Annotated in this window: 22 protein-coding genes; 7 read left to right on the top strand and 15 right to left on the bottom strand. The window is 71.2% G+C overall.

The window, feature by feature from the left end:
• The 11 genes from ABZ915_RS39135 to ABZ915_RS39185 all read right to left on the bottom strand — a co-directional run.
• Positions 1–206, bottom strand: a 206-nt coding sequence (locus ABZ915_RS39135; protein ID WP_361813385.1) for a carboxyl transferase domain-containing protein, incomplete at its 3' end; no start/stop codon positions are given.
• 37 nt (positions 207–243) lie between these two features.
• Positions 244–444 (bottom strand): acyl-CoA carboxylase subunit epsilon, encoded by a 201-nt coding sequence (locus ABZ915_RS39140; RefSeq protein WP_361813387.1) that lies wholly within the window; start codon positions 442–444, stop codon positions 244–246.
• A 285-nt stretch (positions 445–729) separates the two neighbouring features.
• Positions 730–2,763, bottom strand: coding sequence for a condensation domain-containing protein (locus ABZ915_RS39145; RefSeq protein WP_361813389.1), 2,034 nt, complete (start codon positions 2,761–2,763; stop codon positions 730–732).
• 196 nt (positions 2,764–2,959) lie between these two features.
• Complete coding sequence (locus ABZ915_RS39150; protein WP_361813391.1) at positions 2,960–3,856, bottom strand: 4'-phosphopantetheinyl transferase superfamily protein; 897 nt, start codon at positions 3,854–3,856, stop codon at positions 2,960–2,962.
• Positions 3,853–4,527, bottom strand: coding sequence for a hypothetical protein (locus tag ABZ915_RS39155; protein WP_361813393.1), 675 nt, complete (start codon positions 4,525–4,527; stop codon positions 3,853–3,855). The genes ABZ915_RS39150 and ABZ915_RS39155 overlap by 4 nt, the downstream gene beginning before the upstream one ends.
• 785 nt (positions 4,528–5,312) lie before the next feature.
• Positions 5,313–6,257, bottom strand: coding sequence for an SRPBCC family protein (locus ABZ915_RS39160; RefSeq protein WP_361813395.1), 945 nt, complete (start codon positions 6,255–6,257; stop codon positions 5,313–5,315).
• Between the two features lie 138 nt (positions 6,258–6,395).
• A complete protein-coding gene (locus ABZ915_RS39165; RefSeq protein ID WP_361813397.1) occupies positions 6,396–7,241 on the bottom strand; it encodes an AfsR/SARP family transcriptional regulator in 846 nt (281 codons plus the stop codon).
• Between the two features lie 245 nt (positions 7,242–7,486).
• Complete coding sequence (locus tag ABZ915_RS39170) at positions 7,487–8,122, bottom strand: ScbR family autoregulator-binding transcription factor (protein WP_361813399.1); 636 nt, start codon at positions 8,120–8,122, stop codon at positions 7,487–7,489.
• A 387-nt stretch (positions 8,123–8,509) separates the two neighbouring features.
• Complete coding sequence (locus ABZ915_RS39175; protein WP_361813401.1) at positions 8,510–9,178, bottom strand: ScbR family autoregulator-binding transcription factor; 669 nt, start codon at positions 9,176–9,178, stop codon at positions 8,510–8,512.
• 179 nt (positions 9,179–9,357) lie between these two features.
• Positions 9,358–10,131, bottom strand: a complete 774-nt coding sequence (locus tag ABZ915_RS39180) for a glucose 1-dehydrogenase (RefSeq protein ID WP_361813403.1) — start codon at positions 10,129–10,131, stop codon at positions 9,358–9,360.
• Complete coding sequence (locus ABZ915_RS39185; RefSeq protein ID WP_361813405.1) at positions 10,128–10,883, bottom strand: HAD family phosphatase; 756 nt, start codon at positions 10,881–10,883, stop codon at positions 10,128–10,130. The genes ABZ915_RS39180 and ABZ915_RS39185 overlap by 4 nt, the downstream gene beginning before the upstream one ends.
• A gap of 298 nt (positions 10,884–11,181) precedes the next feature.
• Here ABZ915_RS39185 and ABZ915_RS39190 point away from each other — a divergent pair, with 298 nt between their 5' ends.
• On the top strand, positions 11,182–12,120 hold the full coding sequence (locus ABZ915_RS39190) for a ScbA/BarX family gamma-butyrolactone biosynthesis protein (RefSeq protein ID WP_361813407.1): 939 nt from the start codon (positions 11,182–11,184) through the stop codon (positions 12,118–12,120).
• A 307-nt stretch (positions 12,121–12,427) separates the two neighbouring features.
• Here the strand turns inward: ABZ915_RS39190 and ABZ915_RS39195 are convergent, their stop codons facing one another.
• The 3 genes from ABZ915_RS39195 to ABZ915_RS39205 form a co-directional block, all read right to left on the bottom strand.
• Positions 12,428–12,829 (bottom strand): DUF6009 family protein, encoded by a 402-nt coding sequence (locus tag ABZ915_RS39195; RefSeq protein WP_361813409.1) that lies wholly within the window; start codon positions 12,827–12,829, stop codon positions 12,428–12,430.
• Positions 12,826–14,265 carry a phage/plasmid primase, P4 family gene (locus tag ABZ915_RS39200; RefSeq protein ID WP_361813620.1) on the bottom strand — a complete coding sequence of 480 codons (1,440 nt, stop codon included), beginning with the start codon at positions 14,263–14,265 and terminating at the stop codon, positions 12,826–12,828. Before ABZ915_RS39200 ends, ABZ915_RS39195 begins: the two co-directional genes overlap by 4 nt.
• 98 nt (positions 14,266–14,363) lie before the next feature.
• Positions 14,364–15,476: a bifunctional DNA primase/polymerase gene (locus ABZ915_RS39205; RefSeq protein ID WP_361813411.1), complete on the bottom strand. Its 1,113-nt coding sequence runs from the start codon at positions 15,474–15,476 to the stop codon at positions 14,364–14,366.
• A 657-nt stretch (positions 15,477–16,133) separates the two neighbouring features.
• On the opposite strand from ABZ915_RS39205, the gene ABZ915_RS39210 reads away from it, so the two are divergent.
• From ABZ915_RS39210 to ABZ915_RS39235, 6 genes are all read left to right on the top strand, one after another.
• Positions 16,134–17,351 (top strand): FAD-dependent oxidoreductase, encoded by a 1,218-nt coding sequence (locus tag ABZ915_RS39210; protein ID WP_361813413.1) that lies wholly within the window; start codon positions 16,134–16,136, stop codon positions 17,349–17,351.
• The gene (locus ABZ915_RS39215) at positions 17,348–18,289 is read left to right on the top strand and encodes an RNA polymerase sigma-70 factor (protein WP_361813415.1); all 942 of its coding nucleotides are present in this window, start codon (positions 17,348–17,350) and stop codon (positions 18,287–18,289) included. Before ABZ915_RS39210 ends, ABZ915_RS39215 begins: the two co-directional genes overlap by 4 nt.
• Positions 18,290–18,426: 137 nt before the next feature.
• A complete protein-coding gene (locus tag ABZ915_RS39220) occupies positions 18,427–18,720 on the top strand; it encodes an acyl carrier protein (RefSeq protein WP_361813417.1) in 294 nt (97 codons plus the stop codon).
• Positions 18,721–18,894: 174 nt separating this feature from the next.
• Positions 18,895–20,157, top strand: coding sequence for an AAA family ATPase (locus tag ABZ915_RS39225; RefSeq protein ID WP_361813419.1), 1,263 nt, complete (start codon positions 18,895–18,897; stop codon positions 20,155–20,157).
• Positions 20,154–21,248 carry a ParB/RepB/Spo0J family partition protein gene (locus ABZ915_RS39230; protein WP_361813421.1) on the top strand — a complete coding sequence of 365 codons (1,095 nt, stop codon included), beginning with the start codon at positions 20,154–20,156 and terminating at the stop codon, positions 21,246–21,248. Before ABZ915_RS39225 ends, ABZ915_RS39230 begins: the two co-directional genes overlap by 4 nt.
• Before the next feature lie 190 nt (positions 21,249–21,438).
• Positions 21,439–21,927, top strand: a complete 489-nt coding sequence (locus tag ABZ915_RS39235; protein ID WP_361813423.1) for a carboxymuconolactone decarboxylase family protein — start codon at positions 21,439–21,441, stop codon at positions 21,925–21,927.
• Positions 21,928–21,959: 32 nt separating this feature from the next.
• Here the strand turns inward: ABZ915_RS39235 and ABZ915_RS39240 are convergent, their stop codons facing one another.
• Positions 21,960–22,217 (bottom strand): hypothetical protein, encoded by a 258-nt coding sequence (locus ABZ915_RS39240; protein ID WP_361813425.1) that lies wholly within the window; start codon positions 22,215–22,217, stop codon positions 21,960–21,962.
• Positions 22,218–22,245: the final 28 nt, after the last annotated feature.

Genomic DNA, 22,245 nt, shown 5'->3' on the forward strand with positions numbered 1-22,245 from the left:
ACCTCCTGGAAAGAACCCGGGTCCAGCAGCAGCTCGATGCGCTCCCGGGCCGTCAGCTTGCCCTTGGCGTGCTGCGCCTGAGTCGCCTTCTCGCTCGGGCCCGCGAGCGCGCGTGCACGGGTCGCGTGCAACTCCGCGACACGGCCGCGGATGTCGGCCGGAGCGGCCTCGGCCGGAGCCGAGGCAGAGGCAATCGTCGTCGACATGTTCGTCAGATCCCTTTCTGAGGGGCGGAGCATCCCGTCACTGCCAGCTGCGCGATCCCCGGTAGTTCTCCGGCCGTCGCCACCACCGGGAACCGTTGACCGGCCGCCTGTCCTGGTCCTCGTCCGCCGCCCGACCACTCAGCGCGAGCAGTACGACGGTGAGCGCGGCCAGTTCCTCGTCGCTCGCCCGCCCCCGCTCGACGCGCAGGGCCGGCTCCTCGCGGTCCGTGTCCCCCATGCCGCCTCCTCCAGCGTTTTCGCCACCGTCCGGCATGCGGCTCAAGAGCAACTCTCGGCCCGCTCGAAGCGCGGTCGACCGAGGGCCTGCCAGGGCGCCAACAGGCGGGCCCGCACTCTCACGCACCGCGCGCGCACCGCCCACAGCCCCTCCTACGACACACGGACGCCCCAGCGACCCTCACAGGCACGCGGGCACCCCGGCCGGGCCACAGCCGCCCACAGCAACCACCATCCCGCCGGGCCACGGCCGACTACAGCAGCCGCCACCCGGCGGGCCTCGCCCTCACGCGCTACGCGCCCGCACCGCCCGCAGCGCCTCCGACAGCGCGCGGGCGCTTTCCGACACACCCCCGACCCCGGTCATCACCACCGCCGGAACCTCACCCGTACGCTCCGCCGCCATACGGGCGATCTCGTAGGCCGTCGGGCCGGCGGGTCCGCTGCCGCAGACCACCAACCGCCGCCCGGGATCCAGCAGTTCGAAGAGAGTGGCGGGCGACGGGCCGGTCGGTCCCGCCATGCTGAGCGACACGATCCGCTCGGGCCCCTCGTGCTCGCGGGCCAGCAACTCGTAGGCGCCGGGCGTGACCCCGGGGACCGCGACCAGGCAGACGACGTCCGCCTGAGGCTCCCCGGCGCGCAGCACGGCCAGCGCCAGCTGGCCGAAGCCCGGACCGCGCCGCGTCATCCGGGGGACCTCGACGGCCCGCAGCAGCCCCAGCACGTCGGCGACGGTGGTCCGTTCGTTCTGGTCGGGCAGGCTGCGCAACAGCTGCATGCACTGCGACAGCGTCCCCGAGGCGTCGGTGTCCGCGAACCGGGCCCGGTCGTACAGGGCGGTCAGCACCAGGCCGCCCTCGGTGTCGTAGTGGGCGACGAGGGTGACCGGCAGACTCGTGTCACCGCTCGCGCTCTGCGGGACGCCCACCCGGATGCCCTGCGCCTTGAGTTCGGCCCGCAGGTTGTCCGGCAGCTCGGGGTGGCTGTCGAAGCGGACGGTGGTCTCGGTGAGGTCGGTGTCGTCGCGCCGTCCGGTCCACTCCCTGATCCGGTCGCCGGACACCCAGGCGTAGGGGGTCAGGTCGAGCGCGGCGTCGCGCACCTGGAGCAGCAGGTCCACCAGGGGCGCCGAGGGATCGACGGTGACCGTCATCGGCAGCGGGTTGCCCAGCAGCCCGGGGATGCCGGCCGCGGCCCGCAGCGACATGTCGCGGCCGGAGAGGTGCACGCCGAAGGCGACCGGCAGCGGCCCGTCGGCGCCCGCCGCCCGGTACAGCAGCAGGGACCACACCACGTGCAGGGCGCTGCTCTCCCCCGCTCCCCGGCTCACCGCCCAGGAACGCAGCCGGGAGGTCTGGGGCGGCCGGAGCCGGCGCTGGATCCGGCCGGCCCCGACGGTGTGCCGGGGCGGCCCGCCGGGACGGCCCGGGCTGACGGCGGCGTCCGGGGGTGGCGCGGTGGCCGTCCAGAACTCCCGGGCGGCGTGCGGGTCCTGCTCGGCGAGCCACTCGGCATGGTCGCGGATATCGGGCCGCCGGTCCCCGCCGGGCAGCACCCCGCTGGAGAGGTACGACCGGTAGAACTCGCGGACGAGGAGCCGGGCGCCGCGCTCGTCGAGCAGGGCCCGGTGGTAGGTCACCAGCACCCGGGTGGGCGACCGTCCCGTCCCCGTGGTGTCCGGCGGCCCGTCGAGCAGGGACACCCGCATCAGTCCGGGCCGGTACAGCTCGAAGCCGCGCGCCCGGTCCTGCCGGAGCAGTTCGCTCCAGCCGACCGCGGTGTGCACATGGCGTACGACCTCCACCACGGACCGCTCGTGCAGCACCAGCCGCGCGGCGCCCGCCCAGTCGAAGCACGCCCGCAGCACGGCTTCCCGTTCGGCGACGGACTGCCAGGCGGTGATGAACCGGGTCAGGTCCAGCGGCCCCGACCAGTCCCAGAACAGCTGCTCCACATGGCGGCCGGGCCCGCCCTGCCCGGTCACCGACGCGAGCAGCAGTTCACGCTGGTGCCCGGTCACCGGGACGGTGCCCCCCGTGGGCGAGGCCAGCAGGTCGGCCACCAGCTCGGGGGTGAGCGGGGCGTCGTCCCGCGCCGGGTCGACGGGGGTGAGGCGCAACAGGGGCCGGCCGGGGCGTTCGGCGTCCAGCTCGACGTGGTACGCGCGATGGCGCTCGGCGATCCGGGCGGCGACCGACTCGGCCTCGGCGGCGCCGAGCCCGCACAGCTCGAAGGCGAGCGGCGCCCACGACTGCGTACCGGACGGCTCATGGACCACGGCGAGTACGGCGCCGGCGTGCGAGTGATGGCTGCTCATCCGCTCCCCCGGGTGCCGCGTCCCGCTGCCTCGGCAGGGCGGACCGGCCCCCTGCCCTCCTTCTCGAATCGTTTCTGCACGGCTCGTCCTCGCATCGCGGGTTCCGGTACGGCCCGTTCCCGCACCACGGTTTCCGACACGGCTCTCTCACACATCGCCCGGATCCGCACGGCTGCCCGCGTCCGGCTGCCCCGCCTCATCGTCCACCGGGGCCCCGCGGCCCCGGAAAACCTATGACGCGTGCGTCGGGCAACGGATCCGGCACCGGACCGGGCACAGCCTCCGGCGCCGGACTCGGCACCGGACCGGGCTCCGCGGGTGGTGCGACGGGCACACCGGGCGCATCCGCCTCCGCCCGCGCGCTCCGGCGGTGCGCCTCACTCACCAGGAAGCGCTCCTGGACGAGATGGGTGGCGAAGGACCACTCGCGGTCGGCGTCGTCGGCCAGCACGGCGGCCCCCGACTCGTCCCAGCGGAAACCGAACGCGGCGAACCGCCGTCGCATGCCCTGCCCGAGCGCCTTGGTGTACGCCTCCTTCAGCGTCCACAGCCGCAGGAACCGGTCGGTGCGCTCGCCGTCGGGCAGACCGGCGAGCAGCTCGGCCTCCTCCGGGGTGCACGCGTGGTCGCGCAGCAGCTCGAAGGAGACCCGGCGCGCGGCGGGTTCGGCGTCCACCCCGATCGGGCCCACGCGGCTCACGCCGACCACGATCAGCTCGTCGGTGTGGGTGAGACTCATGTGCAGCTCCGTGCCCAGCCCGCGCAGTACGGGCCGCCCGCCCGGCAGATAGGCGAGGTCGAGCGCGGACGGGGGAACCTGGAGGGCCGCGGCGACCGTGTGCTTGACGACCACCCGCGAGACGGCGAAGCTCAGCCGTCCGGCCGGGGCGGGATGCTGCCGGTAGCGCGGCCAGTCACGGCCGAGCAGCGCGCGCAGCCCGGGGTCGAGCAGGGCGGAGGTCAGCCACTGGCCCCAGGTGGTGTGCACCACTGCGCGGCCCGTCTCCTCGATCCGCTCCTGCACCTCGTCCCAGGGCCCCTCGGGTCCGGCGACGTGGCAGGGCGGCGGGAGGTGCCCGCTGGTCCCGGTCACCACAGCAGCTTGCTGGCGTACAGGTCGCAGTCGACGCCGTGCCCGCTCCGCTCGGCGAGCTCGGCCCAGACGGCGGGGTGCGGATCGGGTGTGCGGCCGGGCAGCGGGGCGCCGAGCCGCTCGGTGATACGGCTCAGCGCGAGCAGCGCCCAGTGCGGGCCGCCGAGGAACCGTACCCACGTGTTCTCGGCCGCCTCCCGCGTCCCGAGTACGGCCGCGGCCAGCAGCAGCAGGGCGTGCCGGTCGGCCAGCGCCCGTGCCGCCGGGTCGGCCGGGTCGTGCGAGGCGTCGGGGCCGCAGGCGACCCGCAGCGCCCGCTGCTCGGTCACCAGCCGCCGGGCGACGCGGGCGAGCGCGGCGGTGGCCTGGTCCCCGTCGCGGTCCAGGCGGGCGGTCGCGCCGGCGAGCGTGGCCGCGAGGACGCCGTGGCAGTCACCGTCCCCGGCATCGACGCCGTGCCACGCCGGGTCGGTCAGCTCGGCCAGCCCGCGCACGATCAGCTCCTGCCAGGAGGCCGCCGCCGCCCAGTCGACCCCCGCCACAGCCCGGTCCCCGCCCAGCTTCGCCAACGTACGCCGCTCAGGACTGTCCGCCCCGAACCCGCACTCGTTCAGCACCAGCTCGAGATCGTCCAGCACCTCACCGACCAGCAACGGCACGACATACCCCACAACACCAGCCAAACCCCAAACCCCACCCCCCACCCACGAACGAGCACCCGCAGACGCCCCGCCCTCCCCACAAGAACTACCCGCACCCGCCGACGGCACGACACCCCCACGAGGGCCACCCGCACCCGACGACGAATCCGCACGGGTGGTACGGGTGGGAACCCCGGACCCGGCCGAAGGCCGGGTGCCCCCCAACGCACCCGCACGGGCTCCCCGTAGCCCCACTGTCGTCAAACTCTCACAAGCCAGCAGATCCCCGAACGCCGAAGCAAGCACGGGCCGCCACTGCCCGACCCCCGGCTCATGCCGGCCGAGCCCGTCCACGATCCGCGCAACCCCACGCAACACGTCACCGGCCGCCGCGATCAACGCCGCCGGCCCCAGCAGAGCACCCACCGGCTCCAGCTCAGAACCGCCCGACAGGGGCCGAACGCCCCACACATGACCGAGAGCCAGGTCCCGGCGAAAGACGGGCCGCAGCGCACGAGCCACCTGGTCCGGCCCCGGCTCCCGCGAGCCCAGTTCCGACACCACCCCGGCCAGGGCCCCCGCAAGGGCCTCGGGCGGCTCGGGCCACGCCCCCGCCGAAGCCCACAACGCGGGCCGCCCATAAGGGTTGGCGGGATCGCGGGGATCGCCCAGCAGCGCCTCCAGCCGCAGCGCCCGCAGCGCAACCCCGACCGGCGCCTGCACCTCGGCATACGCCTGCGTGAGAGCCATCGCCGACCTCCTCGTCGTTGCGGTCCCCGCCGTGCCGACCACCGTCGCCGCACTCCCCGCCGCGCTCATCGCAACCGGCGTACGGCGCTCTCGGCATGCCACTTGGCCAGCGCCAGCGCCTCGGTGCTGGCCCGGCCCAGCCACTCGCGCACATACCGGCGGGCGTCCACGAGAAGGGCGCCTTCGCCCAGGACGGCCGCCACGGCCTCCTCGCGCAGCATGACGTGATGGGCGGAGACCACCCGCACCCCGGACTCGTCCGGGTCCAGGTACCACTCCCCGATGTGCGCCGCGATCAGTTCGGGCGTCACGGTCTCCTTGTAGACGATCCGTCCGGCGTGCGGGAAGCACAGCCGTACGCTCTCGGTGGTGACCGTCTCCCCCGTCTCCGTGGCGCAGGTGTCCAGCGCGGCGACCTGTACGCCGGGCTGGTCCTCGGTCACCCCGGCCCACTCGACGTGCGGGATCAGCTCGACCCAGTCCTCGATGCGGTAGAGGAAGTCGTAGACGAGTTCCAGCGGCCCCTCGACGTGCACGCTGTCCTCGAACGACAGCAGCAGCTCGTCCAGTTTCTCCCAGTGCTCGGCCGTCTCCCGCAGCACGGCGAGCTGGGCGCGCACGTCCGCCTCCAGCGCGTCGGGCGACTCACCGGGGCCGGAGGGCCGGTCGTGCCGCAGGGTCACCAGGGACCGTTCCTCGCCCTCGGCCTCGACGGTCCAGGTACCGGACGTGGGGGCACCGGGCAGGAAGGTGTCCTCCTGCTCGAAGTCGATGGAGCGCAGCTGCGGCCGCAGCACCCGCCGCGCGACGGAGGAGCGCACGTGGTCGGCGTGTACGTCCCACACCCGCAGGTGTTCCTCGTGGCCGTCGAACCGCGTCCGCTCGACGTGGACGTGGGAGGGCAGGAAGACCGGCCAGCGGGGGGAGTCGGCGAGCAGGCCGTAGACCACTCCGGCGGGAGCGGCCACGGACACCGTGTGCCGGGTGGAGTGCATCCGCTGCGACGACATGCGAGATCCCCCCTCCTCCAGGTGTGATCAACGCTCCACCGCCGGCCTAAAGCGGTGCTCGATCGCTGGTAGAGGGAACGTTCGACGGGCCGACCGGCCGGTGCGTCCGGTCGGTCGGCCCACCCGCGGTCAGGCCGGTCAGCCCACCGGCGTGACCGGGGCCGTCTGCGCGAGACGCACGGCGGGCGCGGTCTCGGGTCCGGACATCAGGATGGAGCGCTGGAGTTTGCCCAGCGCGGACGACGGCTCCAGGCCGAGCGTGCGCACCAGGGTGGCGCGCAGCCGCTGGTAGGCGTCGAGGGCCTCGCCGCGGCGCCCGGAGCGGTAGAGGGCCAGCATGTACTGGCCGCACAGGCTCTCGTGGGTGGGGTAGCGGCTGACCAGTACGGTCAGTTCGGCCAGCAGCTCGCGGTGCCGGCCGAGTCTGAGGTCGGCCTCGATGCGCTGGTCCAGCGCGCACAGCCGGCTCTCCTCCAGCCGCTTGACCTGCGTCTGGAGGTGGGTGCCGGTGTGCACGTCGGCGAGGGCCGGACCGGTCCACAGGGTGAGGGCCTCGCGCAGCAGGCGGGCGGCCTGGGGGTAGTCCTCGGCGTCCATGGCCCGGTATCCCGTGCCGGCGAGCCGCTCGAACTCCCGTACGTCGCTGGTGCCCTGAGCGCTCTTCAGCAGATAGCCGCCGGGCACGGTCAGCAGCACGTCCTTGGCCGACCGCCGGTCGCCGGTCCCGTCCGCGGCGTCGCCGGCGCCGTCCTCCAGCGCCACGGTGATCAGCTCTCGCAGCTGGAGGATGTAGGTCTGGAGCGTGGGCCGCGCGCTGCGCGGCGGCTCGGCCCCCCACAGTTCCTCGGTCAGCATGCCCACCGGCACGACCTGGTCCGCGTGCAGGGCCAGCAGTGCGAGCACCTGTCGCGGCTTGGGGGCGGTCGGTGTGATCGACACGCCCTTCTCGCGTACGGCGAGTGTGCCGAGTACGTCGATGTCCACGCCGTGTCCCCCGTCCTCTGGTGCCGTTCTACAGCCATTCCCTAGCACTTCGAGTAAAAAACAGCACGCGCGGTATGTCAATACCAAACCGGACACCCCACTTGTCCGCGACTCAAACCCGAGGGCCGTTCAATCAAGCCAGGTGAAACCGTGACAAGGAGCCTCAAAATTCGGACAGATGGAGGTGGCGGGCGATCCGGCGCTCACGCATTTGGGCAACCGTTGACCATACCATGCATGCTGTTTTACTCGATACGGCCTTCGGTGCACGCCTCCGGCACCACACCCGCCGCCACGGAGTCCGGCGACGCCGCCAGCCGCGGCAGGAGGAAGGCCCAGAACTGCGACATCCGCTCGGCCGAGAGATAGGTGCGGTCGGCCGAGCCGAGCGCCTGGAGGCCGAGCGTCGCGGCCACGACCACCGTCGTCGCGGCCTCCACCGAGACGTCCTCGGCGAGTTCTCCCGCGTCCCGCGCCTCGACCACGAAGTCGTGCACCTGCCGCTGCCACCACTGGAGCATCTCGGCGCCGTTCTTGCGGGACGGATCGCCGCTCAGCTTGAACCCGGCCCTGACCACCGGATCGCGGGCGACGGCCAGCAGCAGACCGGAGGTCGCGTGGACGAGCGACTGCAACGAGGTGTCGGCCGTGAACCGACAGCGCTCGGCGAGCTTCTCCACCGAGTCCGCCGCCACACTTTCCACCTCCCTCGCCAGGTCGTCCTTGCTGGCGAAATGGAAGTGCAGGGCCCCGGCGCTCACGCCGGCCCGTTTACTGATGGCGGGCAGGGTCGCCAGGGCGTACCCCTCGTCCGCGAAGGTCTCGGCCGCTGCCACGATGAGAGCCTGACGCGTACGGGCCGCGCGCACCTGTTTGACCATCAGGTCCTCCTCCTGCCCCGAGCAGCACGCGGAATTAACCGATCCGCTTCGCCCGGGTCCTGCAGCGTTCCGTTTTCTGCACCCTAGCAAACCGCATGATTGGTAGGTTTACTAGAGTCGAGATAGTGCGGCCCTTGTGCGGCTTTGGTGTCACTCATCGTCAGCTTCGCTGGTCAACTCGATTCGCCTATCTCAGTCAACCGCTTACTATGATCCACTATCATCCCATTTTGCACAACAGAAAAGGCATGTTCGGTCTTTTTGAGATGTGATTACAGGGCCGAGGGATCACCGGGATCACCCGTCACTGCCCCGGAAGAGGATTCCGCACAGCGGTTCGACGATGACGCGGACGCGTCACAAACCAGCTGCGAGGTTTGTTAAAGGTCAGGCCTTCGACGAGGCGAGCACGTCCTCGTCGGTGCGCTCCAGCATTCCCTCTATGACCCGCATGCCCCGGTCGGGCGCGATGTCCAGCCTGATCAGCGAGGCGGGTGTGGCGATGGCGGGGAGTATGTGCTTGTACAGCACGGAGATACGGTAATTCAGGTCCGTCCACTGGGCGTTCGCCTCGGAGACCGCCTGGATGCCGTTCCACGCCCCGAGGAAGAACTCCGCCGTCTCCTCCGGCACCAGGTGCGGCAGCGCCTCGCCCCGCTCCTTGGCCTCGGCGAGCTGCTCGGTCAGCACCTTCACCCACGCCGGCCACGCGCTCCCGAACAGCTGGCGTCCTTGCAGGTCAGCCGAGAGACGGATACCCGCCTGGAGGAGGACCTCCCTGGGGATCCGGTAGGCCAGCGTCATGCCCAGGTCCACGAACTCCTGGAGCTTCAGCTCCCGCGGCGACCAGAAGTCGGCCGTGATCTGAGAGTCGATCACCCCGCGCGCCAGGGCCTGCTTGGAGTCGAAGTGGAAGTAGAGCGCGCCCTTCGTCACCCCGGCCCGCTCGAGGATCTCGGCGATGGTGGCCGCGGCGTAGCCCCGCTCGGCGAAGACCGAGGCCGCGGCCTCGATAACAGCGCGACGGGTCCGTAGCGCACGCTCTTGCCGCGCCATGGGGACCCTCCTCAGTCAAAAACAAAACCGAACGTGACGTACCTTACCCCATTTCAGACTGAATACCCGGGGAACCTGGGATGACTCTGGAGCCTCGGTATACGACAGTCGGTCTGCCGTTCGACATGTCGAACGCGCCGTGCGCTCCGCGGGTCAGGCGGAGCGCACGGTACTCCCCCTCACCACGCGGTCCGGCCCCCGTCCACGGGGAGCGTGGCGCCCGTGACGAAGCTCGCCCGGTCACTGCACAGCCAGGCGGCCGTCTCGGCCACCTCCTCGGGAGCGGCGGCCCGCCGCTGGGGGGCGGAACGGTGCGCCTTCTCCTCCGCTCCGGGAGAGAGGGCGAACCACTCGTCGACCATCTCGGAGCGCGTCAGCCCCGGCGCGATGCAGTTGACGCGTATGCCGTCGGAGGCGTACTCCACCGCGGCGGCCTTCGTCAGTCCGATCACCGCGTGCTTGGAGGCTATGTAGGGAGCGGCCGCCGAGGAGGCGACCAGTCCGCCCACGCTGCTGGTGTTGACGATCGCGCCGCCCCCGGCCGTCAGCATCGCCGCGATCTCGTGCCGCATGCAGTTCCAGACCCCGCGTACGTTCGTCTCCATCACGAGTTCGTACGCCGCGTCCTCGATGAGGTGCAGGGGCGTCCGGTGGCGCGCGACACCGGCGTTGTTGAAGGCCGCGTCGAGCCGCCCGTACCGCTCGACGACGCTCTCGACCGCGCGCCGTACCTCTTCCCCGCAGCGCACGTCCATGGCGTGGTACCCGGCCTCCACGCCCTGCTCGCGCAGGTCGGCGACCAGTTCCCGTAACCGGTCCTCACGGCGGGCGCTGAGCACGACGGTCGCGCCCTGGCCGGCGAAGACACGGCCCGCGGCCGCTCCGATGCCGCTGCTGGCGCCGGTGATGAGCACGACCTTCCCGGTCAGCGAGGCGGTGCCGTCCCGGTTCACGACCCCTCTCCGGCCATGCCGCCGACCCCGGCCGGCGCGGCGGGTGCGTGGGTGCCGTGCCACACCGTGCCCTCGGCGGCCTCCCGGTCGAGGGTCCGCAGCAGCCGCTCGTCGATGGCGTGCAGCGAGTCCACGACGTGCCGGACGCCGGCCGCGCGCATCAACTGCCGCTGGAATCCGTGCTCGAAGTCGCTCGGGTGACCGATGAACGGCACGTCGAGCTCCTTGGCCCGCTCGGCGAACCGTGCGGCGTCGTCGATGAAGACGGCCTGGCGGAAGGAGAGCCCGAAGCGGTCCCGGACGATCTCTCGGATGCCGGGCCGGAAGTCGTTGGTGCAGATGTAGCGCGGCTCGGTGAAGAGGGACGCCCAGGGACCGAGGTGGCGTTCGAAGTGCCGCGCGTCCAGGCCTCCGTAGCAGACGACGTCGAGGCCGAGGGCGCCCAGCCGCCGCAGGAGGTCCTCCGCCCCGTCGAGCGGCCCCTCCGGGTGCGTCCGTACATACCGCTCACGCTCCTCGAAGAAGGCGTCGAGGATCTCCTGCGGGGTGGCGGTGGAGCCGATCGCCCGCGCGAGCACCCGGGCGGCGACGAGGCGCGGCTGGGAGAGGACCTCCCGTTCCAGCTCCTGGGTGTAGGCCACTTGGTGCCGGCCCACGAAGCGGTGGATCACGGGACTGAAGGTGTCGTTGAGAAGGACGCCGTCGATGTTGACGGCGGCGAGACGGAGGGTGCTCAACGGGGGGTTCGTCACTTTTGTCTCCCTGTCAAAGGCAGGCTGACGCGCTCAAACAAAACCGTCATGCAGGTTTCATATTTTGAGGTTGGGTAGATCCGGACACCGAACTTGTCCTGTTTCGCGCACTACTTCCCCTAGCAGGAAGCTTTAGTTCCGCGCAAAGATACATGGATAAACCGCCCTAAACGGAATCAATAGTTCACTGATCGAGCAGCGGCTTGCCAAATTCTTTACCTTTTGGGCAATCCAAGAAAACCGGTAGGTCCGTATCTTATAGGCGTCGTCGAACGAAGCTTCAAGACGGGGGTTCCCAATGAGTGTGTCCACTCAGAGCGAAGTCGGACTGCCCGCACTGCCACGGCTGACCACGACGGTCCCCAAGGAGTACGTCCATCGCGCGAGCCTGGCCGAGGTGTTCCTCTCCGGCTGCACCGCGCGCGACGACCTCCGTTTCTCCCTCACCGGTCAGTGGCCGCGGGTCCATTCGCTCTTCAACAGCGCCGACGGCCGGAGCCATGATCCGCTTCAGGCTGCAGAGACGTTTCGTCAGGCGACCATGTTCGTCTCGCACGCGGAACTCGGCATCCCCCTCGACCACCACTTCGTGATGTGGGACCTCAGCTACACCACGGACCTGGAGCAGCTGCGCATCTCCTCGGCCCCCACGGACTTCGACGTCGAGGTCAGGTGCTCGGACATCACCCGGCGCCGGGGCACGGTCAGCCAGTTGCGGGTGGAGCTCTCCATACACCGGGACGGAACCCTCGTCGCCCACGGCGGAATCCGCTTCTCCCTGATCACACCGTCCGTCTACAGCCGGCTCCGGGCCAACCGGCCGGACGCGCAGCCGACGGACGCCCCCGCGCCAGGCACGCACCGGGTGCCCCCGGCCAGCGTGGGCCGCAGATTCGCGACCGACGTCGTCCTCTCCCCCACCGACCAGCCCGGCCGCTGGCTGCTGACGCCGGACCTCAACCACCCGATCCTCTTCGAGCACCATGCCGACCACGTGCCCGGCATGGTGCTCCTCGAAGGCGCCCGCCAGGCCGCCTCCGCGCTCATCGCGCCCCGGGGCCTGACCCCCACCAGCGCCTCCACCACGTTCTACCGCTACGCCGAGCTCGACCGGCCCTGCTGGATCGACGTCACGCACGTCTCCCCGGAGAGCGGCGGCATGATGACCGTCGAGGTGACCGGCCACCAGGACGGCACCCCGGTCTTCACCACGACCATCACCGGACCGGTCGTCTGACCCCCGTCCCATGAGCGGGCCTCCCCCTGGCCGGCGTCGATGGATGTCCTGGGCCGCGCGATCGCACACGCGGCCCGACTACCGGAGTACAGCACCAACGTGGAAACCAGAAGGTGGCTGTACGCCGATTGGTGAAACAGTTGCAGCGCGAACAGAGCGAGCCTCCCAGGGCCTGTCCGGCAGACCATGCCGCCCGGCAGGCCCTCTCCCGCTGTGCCGACCGGTCCGCACGTCCGCACGAGGATCGTTCTCCGGCCCATGGCCGACGACCCGCGGCCGGCGACGACGGCCGCGTGGGCGGCACCCGTCACAACGGCAGCGACACGCCCCGGCCCCGCGTCGTCGACGAGGGCGGCCCGCCCTCCGACCGCTCGGTCTTGCGTCCCTTGCTGCCCGGCGCCAGCGTGCGCGGATCCACCGCCTCGGCGGGGGCCCCGGTGGCGTACAGCCCGTCGGGAACGGTGTCCCGGTCGTGCGGCAGCAGCCAGAACACCCGGCGGCGGAACGTGCCCGAGGACCGCGACGGCTTGGCTCCCGGACCGAGCAGGGCGTAACCGACCATCCGGCCGTTGCGGTGGTAGGCGGGCCTGCCCCGCCGGGTGGGCAGCCGGTCCAGGCTCTGGCGCACGTAGTCCAGTTCGCCGATGTCCTCGAGCCAGACGAAGTCGACCTCGTGGATGATCTCGTCCTCTTCTATGAGGGCGCTCATGCTGTCTCCTCGTCGGCGACCAGTCCGATGCCCGGGTAGTACTTGCGCTGGTTGGAAAGGATCATCTCCTTGGGCGACGCAAGTCCCACCACTTCTCGGACCCGTGCCGCGAAGGCCCGGGACGAGACGGCCGGGGCGCCCTCATTCTGACACCACGTCTTGTAGACCGCGTAGAGCTGTGCCTGTTCCGCCCTCAGATCGGCCCCGAGCCGGCAGGACTCGGCCAGGAACCGCCCGGTGTGGTCCTCGGTCTCCGCGTACGCCGTCGTGGCGATCCGCACCCGCTCCGGGCCGGTGAGGTTCTTCTCGCCGCCCAGGTAGCGACGGGCGCCCAGGATCAGCCAGTTGAGGATGCCGGGGCCCTCCTCGGTGACCAGGATGTCCGCGAGGTTGTCGATCTTCCGGTCGTCGGAGACCACCCGCTCGAACGGGATCAGCCGCATCCGGCGCCAGAACGCGAAGCCGCCGGTGCCCACTTCGGGCCGGTGGTTGCCCAGCAGCCACAGCTTGTGCGTCGGCTGGAAGCTGAAGAAGTCCTGCCGCATCCGCCGCGCCTTGATCCGGTCGCCGCCGGTCAGCAGCTTCACCCGCGCCTCGTCGAACCGGTCCCCGGGCTTGACCTCGCTGCACACGATGACCCGCCGCCCGTGCAGCTCGGCCAGGTCGGTGGGGTGCCCCTCGTAGGGCCGGGCCATCAGGAAGCCGGGCGGCGCCGCGTCCGCGTAGTCCCCGACCAGCTTCATCAGCACGTCCAGCAGCACCGACTTGCCGTTCTTGCCGGAGCCGAACAGGAACGGCATCACCTGCCCGCCGACGTCCCCGGTGATGGAGTAGCCCAGCAGCAGGTGCAGGAAGTCGATCATCTGCGCGCCCTCCGGCCCCCCGCCGAAGGTGTCGGTGAGGAACCGGTCCCAGCGCGGGGTGGGCATCGCCTGCGGGGCGGCCGTGGTGGAGCGGGAGTGGAAGTCCTTGTCCGGGTCGGGCGTACGGATCAGCCCCGTGCGCAGGTCGACGACCCCGGCCGGGGTGCACAGCGCGTACGGATCGGCGTCCAGCCGGGCGGCGTTGAGCACCATCCCGGGCGCGGACCTGGCCTGCGCGAGCATCGCGTTCATGCCGCTGGTGCTCAGCGCGCGCCGCCGGTGCTGCTGGAGTGCGACCGAAGTGTGCACCCCGCGCGGGTCGTTGCTCGCCAGGGACTCCGCCAGGTCACCGGCGGCCCACATCACGGTGTCGTCCTCGTCGATCTGCCAGCGGGTGCTGTCCCAGCGGTACCAGCCGAGGCCGGGGACGTGCCGGTAGTCGTTGGAGTAGAGCTTGACGAACAGCTTGGCGTTGCCGCGGTCGCTGAGCGTGTCGGGCAGCAGTCCGTCGGGAGTGGCCTCCCCGTCCCGTGCGCCCGCCTCCAGCCGGCTCTCGCTCGCCTGCCGGGGCATCTGCGGGCCGCGCCGGGCGAGGATCTGCGCGGCGACCGCCTGCGCGTCGAAGAGCGTGCCCTCGTCCCGGGCCTCGAAGAGGGCCTTGTCGTCGGCGGTCACCCACGGCCTCCCGGGGACAGCGGGCGCAGCCGGCCCGCGCTCAGACCACCTCGGATGATGGCGCGGTAGCGCCGTTCCTGTCCCGGCCGGGCGTGCTCCGCGGCCTCGGTCAGCACCTGCTCGGCCTCCTCCTCGGCCAGGTGCCCGGCGGCGACCAGGCCTCCGGCGGTGTACGCGGCCCGGTTGAGCTTCTCGGAGAACCCCGCCCCCTCGGGTACGGCGGCACAGGCGGCCACCTCGGCCAGTACGGCGGCCAGGGCCCGGCCCGCGGCGGCCTGCCCTCCCCCGGCGGCACGCACGGCCTGCCGGGCCCTTGGGGGCACCGGACGCGGCACCGGCACGTGTGCGGGCGGCAGATGGCCGGTGCGCTCCAGTTCGCGCGCCAGCCAGCCGGGTAACGGCACCGGTTCACGTACCGGCCCGACCGGCTCGTACACCCCCGCCTCGGTCACGGTCCCGGGGGCGACGATGTACCCGCCGTGCGCCCGTACGTCGACCTGCCAGGCCAGTGAGCGCCCGCCGCCCGATCCCGCGGAGCACTGCCAGCGCTGCCCGCCGTGCGCCCGGTACCAGACGTGCAGGCCTCCCGAAGGGGTGCGTACGCGCAGGGTGCCGGTGTCCTCCGCCGGGCTGTGCTCGCCGCGCAGGGCGGCCAGCACACCGAGGGTGTGGAAGCCGTTGGCGAGCCCGGTGAGGTCGATGTCCGCGGAGATCTCGATCCCGGGCAGCAGCCGGTCCCGGTCGGGCAGCGACTGGGCGTGCGCGTCGATGTCCACGACCACCAGCCCGGCGGGACCGCAGGCGATCCCGACGCCGAAGCGGGGGTTGGCCCCCCACCACTGCTCGATCCGGGCGTAGTCGAGGGTGGCCGCGTGGAACCCGTGGCACCAGCGACCGGCGGCCGGGCAGCCGCAGCCCCGGTGGGTGTGCCCGGGAGCCCGGCAGGCCTCGCAGTTGCCCGCGGGGGTCTTGCGCCCCGGCGCCAGCGGGTGCACAGGCCAGCCCCGGCCCGCGCACCACCGGGCGGTCGCCAGGGACCGGCCCGCGTCCTGCGGGGCCGGGGACGGCTGCCTTGAGTCGCTGCGTGAAACCCGCAGCTCAGGAGCCATCCACATCCCCCACCAGCGACCGAAGCGACTCAACGATTGAGACAGATTAGCGAACCACAAAGACAGAAGGGGACACACGGGAAAACAAAAAACACCCCTGTACCGGCCATCGGCGCTCCAGCGACCGAGCGCCGAACGCCCCAGCGACCCAAGCTCTTTGGGTCGCTGCCCCAGTGGTTCAACGAACCCGCAGGTCACAGGGTACGTACCTGCCCAGACAGCGACTGAAGCGACTCAAGGTTCCTATATATGACGCGCACACGCGCACACGCACGCACGCCAATGTCTCCATATACCCGGACCTTCAGTCGCTTCAGTCGCTGTTCCCCGCCCAACTCCCCTCTGACCAGGCACTTTCGCCAGCGACTGAGATCGCCCCCGCCTCCCTTCGGTCGCTCTCCTCGAGTCGCTGCCGGGCATCCGGGCTCCTGACATCGCGACGCAGCGACTCAAGCGACCCTGAAGCGAAGCTGAACCCCGCACCCCCGCCCGCCCTCCGCCGGGCGCCGTCGACTCCGCCGCACGGTCGCTTCGGTCGCTTCAGTAGCTTCCGTCGCCGCCCATCCAGTGACGCGGGTCACACCGGACCCATGTCACGGACGGCCGGGCAGCTCCCATCTGGTGGTCGTCGACAGCGACTTGAGGAAGGCGGAGACGATGAGCGCGACGATGAGCGCACCGCACGGAGCCGGCCCGGCCACCCCCCACCGCGTCCTGATCCTGGGAGCGGGTTACGCGGGCCTGTCCGCGGCCGTCCAGCTCGCGGCCCGGGTCAGGCGGTCCGAGGACGTCCAGGTGACCGTGGTCAACGCCCGGGAGCGGTTCACCGAACGCATGCGGCTGCACATGACCGCGACGGGGCAGCAGCCGGCCGGACTGAGCATCCCGGAGCTGCTCGCGGGTACGGGCGCGCGGTTCGTCCGCGGCTGGGTGACGGCGGTGGACGCGGACGCGAGGACCGTACGGATCGACGACGACCGGGAACTGCCCTACGACACGCTGGTGTACGGCCTGGGAGGCGTCGCCGGCACCTCGGCGGTACCGGGCGCGGAGGACCACGCCTACACCCTGGACAGCGCCCAGGAGGCCGAGTTGCTGGCCGACCGGCTGCAACGGCTCGGCAGCGGCACGGTGGTGGTCGCGGGCAGCGGCCTGACCGGCGTCGAGTCGGCCGCCGAGATCGCCGAGCGTTTCCCGCGGCTGGACGTCGTCCTGCTGGGCCGGCGGGAGCCCGGGGCGTCCATGGCCCCGAGGGCCAGGGCCTATCTGCACTCCGCCCTCGGGCGTCTGGGCGTGCGGGTCCTCACCGGCGTGGAGATCGTGAAGGTCCTGCCCGAGGCGGTCGAACTGGCCGACGGCCAGAGCGTGCACGCCGACGCGGTGCTGTGGACCAGCGGCACCCGGGTCTCCCCGCTCGCGGCCGCCGCCGGGCTGACCGTCGACGAACACGGCCGCATCGTCACCGACACCGCCCTGCGCTCGGTGTCGCACCCGCAGGTGTACGCCGTGGGCGACGCCGCGGCGATCCGCCAGGGTTACGGCGTCATGCACGGCACCTGCCAGGGCGGCATGCCCACGGGCGTGCACGCCGCGCTGTCGGTCCTGCGCACCCTCAAGGGCAAGCAGCCCAAGCCGTTCCGCTTCGGCTACTACCACACGCCGGTGAGCCTGGGCCGGGACGACGCGGTCGTGCAGTTCACCCGCCCCGACGACAGCCCGCGGCGAATTCACCTGACCGGCCGCACGGCGGCCCGCTATAAGGAGACGGTGACCGCCTCCCCCTGGCCGACCTACGGCCGTATGAAGAAGATGCCCGCCTCGGGCGCGTTCTGGCCGCGCGGCGGCCGCTTCACCCGCCTCCGGGGGACCCGGTGACCCACTCGCCGGCAGACCCCGGCCAGCAGGTCTTCCAGCAGCACCGCAGGCTCCTCTTCTCGGTGGCCTACCGCCTCCTCGGCACCGCCGCCGACGCCGAGGACACCGTCCAGGACGCCTGGATCAAATGGTCGGCCGCCGACCGCTCCCAAGTGGCCGACCCCAAGGCCTACCTGACCCGGATCGCCACGAACCTGGCCCTGGAACGCCTGCGCTCCACCCGGCACAAGCGCGAGACCTATGTCGGCCCCTGGCTCCCGGAGCCCATCCTCACCGCCGCCGGACCCACCACCGACACGACCGACGTCGCCGAGACCGTCACGGCGACCGAGTCGGTGTCCATGGCGATGCTGGTCGTCCTGGAAACCCTCAGCCCCCTCGAACGCGCGGTCTTCGTCCTGAAGGAGGTCTTCGGCTTCAGCCACGCCGAGATCGCCGAGGCGGTCGAGCGTTCGGAAGCAGCGGTCCGCCAGGCCGCCCACCGCGCCCGCGCACACGTACGGGCCCGGCGCCCCCGCTTCACCGCCGGCCACGCCCATCGCCGCGAGGCCACCGAACGCTTCCTCGCCGCGGCCACCGGGGGAGACATCAACACCCTGATGGAACTGCTCTCCCCCGATGTCACCCTGTGGACCGACGGCGGCGGCAAGGTCCGTCAGGCCCTGCGCCCGGTCGTCGGCGCCCGGACGGTGGCTTCCTGGTTCGCCGCCATCGGCACCGTCACCTACCAGGGCGTGGCCCCCACGGAGATGAAGACCGAGCTCGCCGAGATCAACGGCGGCCCGGGGCTGCTGTTCACCGGCCCCGACCGGGTCATCGCCACCGTCACCTTCGACTTCGACCCCGACGGCCGCATCACCGCCATCCACAACGTGGCCAACCCGGACAAGCTCCAGGCCGTCACCACGGGCGCCACCCATGACGTCGGAAGGCCGTGAGCTATTACGGCGTAATAGCTCACGGTCCCCCGCGCCGTGGCACGCGACCCATTACGGCGTAATAGCGCGGCTCAAGCGCCGTCCGTCAGGCTGCTCGCGGAACCGCGTCACTCCGGTAGCCGGAAGGAATCCCGCCGATGGCCTCAGCACCGTGGAACCCGACGTTCGAGACCATCCTCCAGCGGTGTCTGCCCGGCCTGGGCAAGGACGGGACTCCCGTGGCCGACGAGCCCCTGGAGATCTACGAACTGGACTCGCTGGCCCTCATCGGCATCGTCAGCGAGCTGGAGTCGGCCTTCGGCATCAGCCTCACCGGCCAGGTCGTCATTCCCGTGCGCACCCTGACCGCCGGTCAGCTGTGGGACATCGTCTCCGCCGCCCACCCCGCCTCCCCCCGCCCGCAGGACCCCAGCCCCTGGGCCATCGCCTGACGCTCCTCGCCCCTCTCTCCCACCCCTGGCTATTACGGCGTAATAGCCAGGGGTGGCCACTCCCCCTCCGCTGACGGGCTATTACGCCGTAATAGCCCACCCTCCCCAGCCAACTTTCCCTTACTAACGTGTCAATGGCAGCTTTCGATCATGGACGTTAGTAAGGTAGCCCCCATGAGTTCTCCAGCCACCTCCAGCGACCGCGAGAAGGTCGTGTCCAAGCTGCCGGGATGGCTCCGGCAGGACCTCAAAGTGAGGGCCGCTCAGCACGGCCTCGAGATCCAGAGCGCCGTCGAGCAGGGCATCGCCGCCTGGTGCGACCTCGCCTCCGCCCTGGAAACCATCGACACCTCCGGCGCCGACTCCTTCTCCACCTTCCTCCCCCAGGGCCAGTGGGACGCCTTCAAGCAGACCGCGGCCGACCGCGGGGTCTCCCTCATCCAGGGCCTCGCCCAGTCCGTCAAGCTCTGGCTCGACACCAACCCCGCCCCCGACGTCGTACGACCCGCCGTCACCCGGCGCATCATCGTCTGCAACCAGAAGGGCGGCGTCGGCAAGACCGCCATCACCGCCGGAACCGGCGAGGCGATGGCCGAGGACCCCAACAAGCTCTACCCGGTCCGTGTCGCCAAGCAGCTCGTCGCCGCCCTCCGCGCCGTCGAAGCCACCGACACCAGCGGCCAGGACAGCGACCCCCTCGACATCGAGAGCCTCCCCGGCCTCGGCATGCGGGTCCTCCTGGTCGACTTCGACCCCCAGAGCCACCTCACCAACCAACTCGGCGCCGCCCCCCTGCCGATGAACGGCGACAGCCTCACCAACCACATGGCGGGCGATCCCAAGGGCGAGCTGCGCGACCTCGTCGTCTCCATCGACGAGGACAACTTCGGCGGCCGGCTGCACCTGCTGCCCGGCTGCAACGACGCCTTCCTCCTCGACGTACGGCTCTCCGCCGTGCGGGCCCGGGAAGCCGCCCTGGAGCGGGCCCTGGCCCCCCTGGAGCCCTATTACGACGTAATTCTCGTCGACTGCCCGCCCAGCCTCGGCCTGAGCATGGACGCCGCCGCCTACTACGGCCGCCGCCGGGACAACGAGAAGCCCGGTCAGTCCGGTGCCCTCATCGTCGTCCAGGCCGAGGACAGCTCCGCCGACGCCTACGAGCTCCTCACCACCCAGATCGAGGACCTCCGCGGGGACCTCTCCCTCGAGATCGACTACCTGGGCATCGTCGTCAACCTCTACGACGGCCGCCGCGGCTACATCGCCACCTCCTCCCTCCAGGGCTGGGTCGACATAAAGGACCCACGGGTCGTCGGCCTCATCGGCGATCTGAAGGAGCAGAAGGAAGCCGTCCGTGTGAAGCAGCCCCTGCTGTCCTACGCCCCCAAGTCCCAGCAGGCGGTCAGCATGCGTGCCCTGGCCCGGGAGATCTCATGACCAAGAAGGCCGACCAGCTGGGCGCGGGCCGCTTCGGCAGCTCCGCCCGCCCGGTCAGCGCCCGCCGTGCCGCGGTCGCGGCGGCCACCGGAGTTCCCACGGACGGCGTCGCCCCGCCCACCGAACTCCCCACCCACCGCGTCAGCCTCAACCCCGACAACCCCCGCTCCACCCTCGGCGACCTGACCGACCTCGCGGGCAGCCTCGGCACCCACGGCCAGAAGCAGGCGATCACGGTCATGAACCGCGACACCTACATCAAGGCCAACCCCGACCACGAGTCCGGTCTCGAGCCGGACACCCACTACGTCGTCATCGACGGCAGCAGCCGCCTGGCCGCCGCCCGCGAGGCAGGCCTCGCCACCGTCAAGGTCATGGTCAGCGACGACCAGGGCAGCACCTCCGAGGAACTCCTCGAATCCGCCCTGGTCGCCAACATCCACCGGCAGGACCTCGACGAGCTGGACGAGGCCAAGGCGCTCAACCGTCTCCTCGCGATCCACGGCAGCCAGACGGCCCTCGCCAAACGCCTTCACCGCTCCCAGGGCTGGGTCTCCCAACGCCTCGCCCTTCTCAACCTCACCCCGGAACTCCAGATCCGCATCGGCCAGGACCCCATCGACCTCCTGCGCGCGGTCGGCAACAAGCCTGCCGAGCAGCAGGAGCCCGCACTGGAGGAACTCAAGGCCGAACGCGCCCGCAAGGAAGCCGAGAAGCCCGTCCAGAAGCCGGGCAGGCGCCCGGCGGCCACGCCCGAAAACGAACCCGAGCCCGCAACCGAGCCCCCCGCCCATTACGACGTAATAGAGGAAGCGCCTTCCGCGGACCCGATCGCGGAGGAACCAGCCACAGCGCAACCAGAGGCGGAGCAAGCAGAGGTACAGCAAGCAGAGGCGGAGCAACCGGCCACCACGGTCCCCGAACCTCGCACCGACTCGGGCGCCCCGCCCAAGCTCCCGTACGACGACGGGGCCTTCCTGGCCCTGCATCTCATCCGGAAGATGACGGACACGGAGTTCGACAAGATGCTGCGCATCCTGAACGAGCACCAGGCACAACGCGTGCCCGTCGACCAGGAGCCCCAGAGCTGACCCCGACGCTATTACGGCGTAATAGCTCGATCACCGCTCCCGAGCCTCCACTGCACTAGGCCCCGGCAATCCGCCGGGGCCTTGCTGCGTGCCTCGCAGAAAATCGTCTGCCTCCTGCTGTCACATCTGCGCCGCACGGTCCGTCAGTGGGGTGAAGACGCCGATCAGGCCGATGTGAAGGAGTGCAGTCATGACGAACACCTCGATCTCCCGTATGCCGAACCCGGGGGAGTTCGTGCCCGAGCTGAGCGACATCAGTGCCGCTCTCTTCCGGGCGACGGGCAACCGTTCGGTGCCGCGGACCACGATGAGCCTGGTCCACCTGAGGGCCGGGCAGATCGTTCACAACACCTACCTGACGGTTCTGAACACCGGCTTCCTGCGCAAGGCGGGGGAGTCCGAGGAACGCATCACCGCCGTGTCCTCCTGGCAGGACGCCCCCTACTTCACCGAAGCCGAGCGCGCCGCCCTCGCCCTGGTGGAAGCCACCCTCCAGCCCGCTCCCCACGGCCGGGAACGCGTCACGGACGAGCTCTACGCCGAAGTGGCCAAGCACTACGACCAGAAGGCACTGGCCACCCTCACCATCGCCATCGGCCAGATCAACTTCTTCATCGCCCTGGCCGTCATCGGCAAGCCCCAGCCGGTCAGTTCGCTCGCGGACGAGCAGTGGGACTGACCGAGCCGGAAGAGCCGCCCGTCTGGCCCGCGTCACGCATCCAGACGGGCGAAGGCCTCCCGGAAGGCGGGAACGCGCTCGGCGGCCATCTCATAGCGGACGGCGCGCTGCCAGGACGGGTTGGCGGGGTCGTAGAGCGGTGTGATGGGTGCCGGCGTGCCCTCCGGCCACCAGCCGTCCCGCACACCGCGCGGCACCGCACGCGACAGGGCGATGGTGGGGCCGCGCAGTTCGCCGTTGAAGTGTTCGCGTAGTTCGTCGGCGTCCTTCGAGCCGTCGGCCTGCACCACGAGGCGGGCGAAGGTACGGGCGCCGGCG

Origin of the sequence: Streptomyces sp. NPDC046915 (assembly GCF_040644935.1) — a bacterium.
Taxonomy (GTDB): Bacteria; Actinomycetota; Actinomycetes; order Streptomycetales; family Streptomycetaceae; genus Streptomyces.